The sequence below is a fragment of the Oleiphilus sp. HI0132 genome (assembly GCF_001635845.1).
Window position 1 is genome coordinate 1 of sequence record NZ_LWGJ01001073.1, and the last position, 5,304, is coordinate 5,304.

The 5,304-nt window shown below is 44.8% G+C and carries 4 protein-coding genes and 1 pseudogene; 2 read left to right on the top strand and 3 right to left on the bottom strand.

Annotated features, from left to right (window positions below; all coding sequences use genetic code 11):
- A pseudogene (locus tag A3766_RS31130) lies at positions 1-273 on the top strand (hypothetical protein); the annotation flags it as partial.
- A gap of 264 nt (positions 274-537) precedes the next feature.
- Positions 538-1,218, top strand: coding sequence for a hypothetical protein (locus tag A3766_RS13620; RefSeq protein WP_068554282.1), 681 nt, complete (start codon positions 538-540; stop codon positions 1,216-1,218).
- Positions 1,219-1,273: 55 nt separating this feature from the next.
- On the opposite strand, the gene dbpA is transcribed toward A3766_RS13620, so the two are convergent.
- The 3 genes from dbpA to A3766_RS13635 all read right to left on the bottom strand — a co-directional run.
- Positions 1,274-2,656 (bottom strand): ATP-dependent RNA helicase DbpA, encoded by a 1,383-nt coding sequence (gene dbpA / locus A3766_RS13625; RefSeq protein WP_068554281.1) that lies wholly within the window; start codon positions 2,654-2,656, stop codon positions 1,274-1,276.
- 138 nt (positions 2,657-2,794) lie between these two features.
- A complete protein-coding gene (gene ppnN / locus A3766_RS13630) occupies positions 2,795-4,240 on the bottom strand; it encodes a nucleotide 5'-monophosphate nucleosidase PpnN (RefSeq protein WP_369808630.1) in 1,446 nt (481 codons plus the stop codon).
- An 88-nt stretch (positions 4,241-4,328) separates the two neighbouring features.
- A partial coding sequence (locus A3766_RS13635) for a GGDEF domain-containing protein (protein ID WP_156508900.1) occupies positions 4,329-5,304 on the bottom strand: 976 nt, incomplete at its 5' end.

Genomic DNA, 5,304 nt, shown 5'->3' on the forward strand with positions numbered 1-5,304 from the left:
ATTCCTGACGGACAAACTCCTGGTGAACCGGCAGAACTAAGCCTTGAAGATGCTGAGGAACTTAGGGAAAAACGAGAGCGAAAAGCTGCAGAAAGGCGAGGTAGTGGTGATAGCTTTTCGAGAAACAGGAAGTTTACCGCTTCGCCCTACACTAAATCTGGATCTGAAAAGACAAGAGATAAGCCTAATAGCGACAACGAAGAATCAGGCGCTAAGAAGCCGAGTAAGCCTTCTTCAGGTGCTGCTGACCCATGGGCTAAGTGGAAGGAATAAGACTCGCGTCACATAATTGCTCCGTATGCTAAATGCGTGAATGATATACTCTCTTCTGAAAAGGATGACTCTTAAAACTCAATTAGTAAAACTTTAGTCTAAGGAAGACGGTTTTTTCTATCAAAAACAGTTTGCTGTTCTGCGTTCTCCCTTGTTCAAGCCTGCCACATAACAAGCTGAATTTTCCTCCACCTGTGGCACGAAAGTTCACTTGCCAGACGTGGTGGATTTTAATAATACGAAAATAAGAATATGAAGATCTTAATGTCTCAAAAGAACAAGCAAACTAAAGTGCCGAACACTTTCTTTATCTTCGTTATATTGGCTGCTCTGCTGAGCCAGTCGGGTTTGGTGATGTCGATGACTATTGGCTCGCTAAGCTATGACGCAGATGTTAATGCTAGCATTATTTCTGATAGCCGAAACAACCGGGATTGGCTACGCTGGGATGAACTGACTGGTAATACTTTGGAAGAAACGCGTGCGTTGACTCAAGGTGCTTACCAAGGTTGGTCTATTGCCAATTCGCTTGATGCCCAGCTGTTTATCGAAGCACTATTGCCTGCTTATAGGGCGACCACTTGTACTGCCTACTCGAGTGAAGGGTGTTGGACAGATAGAGATGTAACGCGAGACTATCACGAGTTAGTTGGCGATACCTTTACAACTGGAAGTGGTACTGACCTAGTCTTTTTTGAGTCTCATAAACCTGATTGGGCTGGATACATTATGACTCGCCAAGATAGGGCCTTAAAGACAGTCGAGAAGAAATCTGAGTTCGATCGTATCGATAACGCTAATCGTTTTGTAGATTCATACGAAGGTACAGGGTGGTTGTTATATAGAGACTGGCCAGTTGATTCAATAGAAGTGAATGAGCCTTCATCACTGTTTTTTAGTTTGTTCCCCTTACTAGGTTTATACAGGTTCGGACGTAAGCACTAGCGATTATAACGAATTGGGATCAGTGTAAAATGTTTTATACACTGATCCCAATGCCTTAAATAAAGCGAGCCCTAAAGTTTCGACCTTTTAGTTTTCCTTTTGAAATTTTCTCAAGCGCTTTGCGACTAACTTTGTGTTCAACCGCAACATAGGCTGAGAAGTCAAAGATATTAATCTTGCCTATCGATGTTGCTTCTATCGTCTTGTCGCCTGTCAGTGCGCCCAATATGTCGCCAGGTCTGACTTTCTGTTTCTTTCCACCGTCAATTTGAATTGTTTTCATTGGTGGGTAAAAAGGCTTTTTGGCAAGGACGTCTGCTGAAGGAAGTGCTTCTGCCACTATTTCTTTGTTCAGGTACTGTTCTAATCTATCTATGCGATAGCGTTCTTTTTCTGCGTAGAGTGTAAATGCCAAACCCTTACTACCTGCACGGCCTGTTCTGCCAACGCGATGAACATGGACTTCGGAGTCGCGTGCTATGTGAAAGTTTATGACAGCATCTAGATCTTTAATATCGAGACCGCGGGCCGCGACATCCGTTGCGACCAGAATTGAGGCGCTTTGATTAGAGAATCTAACAAGAGTTTGGTCTCGATCGCGCTGTTCCATATCACCATGTATCGCAATGGCGCTGAAGTTTCTATCATGTAAGGCATCTGCCAGGTCTTGGGTTTCTCGTTTGGTATTGCAGAAAATCACCGTTGATGGTGGTTGATACTGCATGAGAATACGATGAACTGCATCAATTCGCTCATCTTGATCTGGGAGTTCATAGAAGTGTTGCTCAATACTGCTGTCACTATGTGTTGACTCAACCTTTACCATGACCGGATCGGTGAGATATTGCGCTGCGATCGATTGAATCTGTTTTGGATAGGTTGCGCTTAACAGCAGAGTTTGGCGCTCTTCTGGTATATCTTCAATGATAGTATCCAAGGCCTCCTGAAAGCCCATGTCTAGCATTCTATCAGCTTCGTCCAATACCAGCGTGTCAACATTGTTGAGCTTCAGGTTACCTTTTCTAACGTGTTCTTCAACCCGGCCAGGAGTACCGACGATGATATGTGCGCCGTGCTCTAAAGAACCAACTTGAGGGCCAAAAGGCATGCCGCCACATAAGGTGAGAACTTTTATATTGTGAATAGCGCGGGCAAGTTTGCGAATTTCTTTGGCGACTTGATCGGCCAGCTCACGAGTAGGGCAGAGCACCAAAGATTGAATTCTGAAACGTTTTACGTCTAGCTTATTGAGTAGCCCAAGCCCAAATGCGGCAGTCTTTCCTGAGCCCGTTTGACCTTGCGCGATGACATCTTTTCCCTCAATAATCAGGGGCAGGCTCTGCATTTGAATCGGTGTCATGGCTTGATAGCCTAATGAATCCAGATTGTCTAAAAGTTCTTTTTTTAGGGCTTGGGAAGAAAAAGCAGAGTCGCTCAAAATAATTGTCCTGATGTTGGAAAGCAGCAAGGCCCCTGTTTATCGAATACGGGCCTTAATAAGTGGCACATTCTAGTACTTGTCAGCGAAGTGTTCCATCTCTAGCTGAATTCTAACTAAGGAGGTTTCCCTATCATCTCATGAGACAACCTCATAACAAGGTTTGTATTCCTTATCACCCAGCTTCATTCGGCGCTGGTCGACGAACGTGCGCAAGAGCTTATCCAATGGCTCTATAATTTCCAAATCTCCAGTGATCTTGAATGAACCATGCTCTGCAATTGCTTTCAAACCTTGCTCCTTGACATTACCGGCAACAATTCCTGAAAAAGCTTTGCGTAAGTTTGCGGCAAGAATGTGAGGCTCCTGATTTTTGGACAGGTCTAGGTTTGCCATGTTGGGATGAGTGGGCTCGAAAGTTTTTTGAAACTGATGGTCGATATGAAGTTGCCAGTTGAAAAAATAAGCATCTTTTCGGGAGCGGCGATGTTTAAAGACCTTATGACAGGTTTGCACCATATGCTGAGCGACAGCACCGGGATTGTCAGTAATAATTTGATATTTCTCTTGTGCTTCTTCGCCAAGAGTTTGGCCAATAAAATCGTCAATCATCTTGAAATAGGCTTCGCTTTCTTTTCCGGCGGCAAAGACTAAAGGGAAGGGGGTCTTAGCGTTTTTGGGGTGAAGTAGAATGCCCAAAATATAGAGAATTTCCTCTGCCGTACCAACACCGCCAGGAAATACGATAACCCCGTGACCACAGCGCACAAAGGCTTCCAGGCGTTTTTCGATGTCTGGGAGTATAACTAGTTCATTGACGATAGGGTTTGGAGACTCGGCTGCGATAATTCCTGGCTCTGTAATGCCTATATAGCGCCGCTCTTCAAAATGCTGTTTGGCGTGGCCTATTGTGGCACCTTTCATGGGCCCCTTCATTGCGCCGGGGCCACAGCCGGTAATAATGTTTGCTTCGCGAAGGCCTAGTTGGTAGCCCACCTCTTTGGTAAATTCATATTCGCATCGATTGATAGAGTGGCCACCCCAGCAGACTATAAGCGGTGCTTGGGCGCCTTTGCGCAGCAAGTTGGCATTTCTAAGAATATGAAAGACTGCATCAGTGATGCCCTTGGAGTGTTCAAAGTCAAAATGCTGAGGGTCAAGCAGTTGGTTTTGAACGTAGAGCACATCTCTTAATACTGAAAAAAGTTGTTCCCGAATACCGCGAATCATCTTGCCATCAACAAAGGCTGAGCCAGGCGCATTTTCAATCAGCAGCTTGATACCACGAGACTGGCGTATAAATTTGATACTGAAATCTTTATAGCGCTCGATGATTTCATTGGTATCATCGACGGTGCTGCCGGTATTTAAGACCGCTAAAGCACAGCGCTTAAACAATTCATAGACCTTGGTTCTCGATAACTCGACTAATTGTTTTACTTCATAGGCAGAAAGGATTTCAAGGGAGCCTTCAGGGGAGACTGTGGCGTAGGGCATTGTCTCACAAGGTAAAATGTTGATACTGGGGTTATCGCTTATCGTGTGAGAGTTTTCTCGTGGAGCCGGTTTGTCGATACTCGCCATAATGTTACCTGCTTTAAATTGTTTAACTTTCTATGTAGCCTACTTGAGCATAGTTCACGCCTATGCTGCTTGGGTGACAATATCTAAGTTAATCGCTCACACCTTCATCGACAAAGCCGCTTTCATCATAAGAATAGAGCTTGATTTGAGCGTCATTCAAATGGGCCAAGCAGGTACCAAGTTGTCTCTTTGTGCGCTGTTTTAGTTGTATAAGCTGAGTCAGCAAGCTTTGGAAGGAGTCGAAATATTCTTCTTTAACGGTCATGACACCTGCCGAGAGAGATACAAAATCGAATAGGCGCATATGACCATTTCGGTCGGTGCTTTCGATACCACCTTGTTTGATGTCGTTATCCGAATAGAATTTAAGTACTTTGTGGTTGAACTCAGTGAAAACGGAGCGGAGTAATTCTTGCCACTCATCCTGAGGCATAATCAGTACAAAATCATCCCCACCGATATGCCCGGCAAAGCTAGCGCCTTGTTTAAGTTGCTTTCTTAGAATCTCGGCAAACATGATCAGTACTTCATCACCCCGGTTGTGGCTGTAATGATTGTTGAAGGGTTTAAAGTTTGCCAAATCGAGAAGCGCGATTGAGAAGGGAGTATCTTTATCCAGAAGTTCCATGACGCAATTCCCGATAGGGGTGTTCCCCGGGAGCATGGTCAGGATGTTTTCCTGGTGATCTGGTTTGACGCGCAACTGAGTGACCTTGCGTAATAGGTCGATGACCGTTCCGATCCCAAGAAAATGCTGCTCATTAGAGATAATAAAGTCATGCTCTGCATCTAATTGCGCGCGAGATGTGACCAGGCGGCTGACTTGCTCTATGCGCTGATGAGCGTCAACATGCAGGAAGTCTGAGCTCATTTCGCTTGAGATACACTTGGCTTGAACGACTTCTCGTCTCTGTCGCTTGGAATACTTGTTCATAAAGGGAGTGCGAAAGATAATGCCTTTTACTTTCTCATTCTCTACTACCGCAATGGAACTCATGTGAACATTGGCTTCAAGTAACTCAAAGACGCTTTGGATTGTGGTGCCGACTTCGACATGAGCTGTT

Bases quoted from the DNA above. Each gene is read 5' to 3' on its own strand.
- A3766_RS13620 (WP_068554282.1), top strand. From the start codon at position 538: ATGTCTCAAAAGAACAAGCAAACTAAAGTGCCGAACACTTTCTTTATC.
- ppnN (WP_369808630.1), bottom strand. From the start codon at position 4,240: ATGGCGAGTATCGACAAACCGGCTCCACGAGAAAACTCTCACACGATA.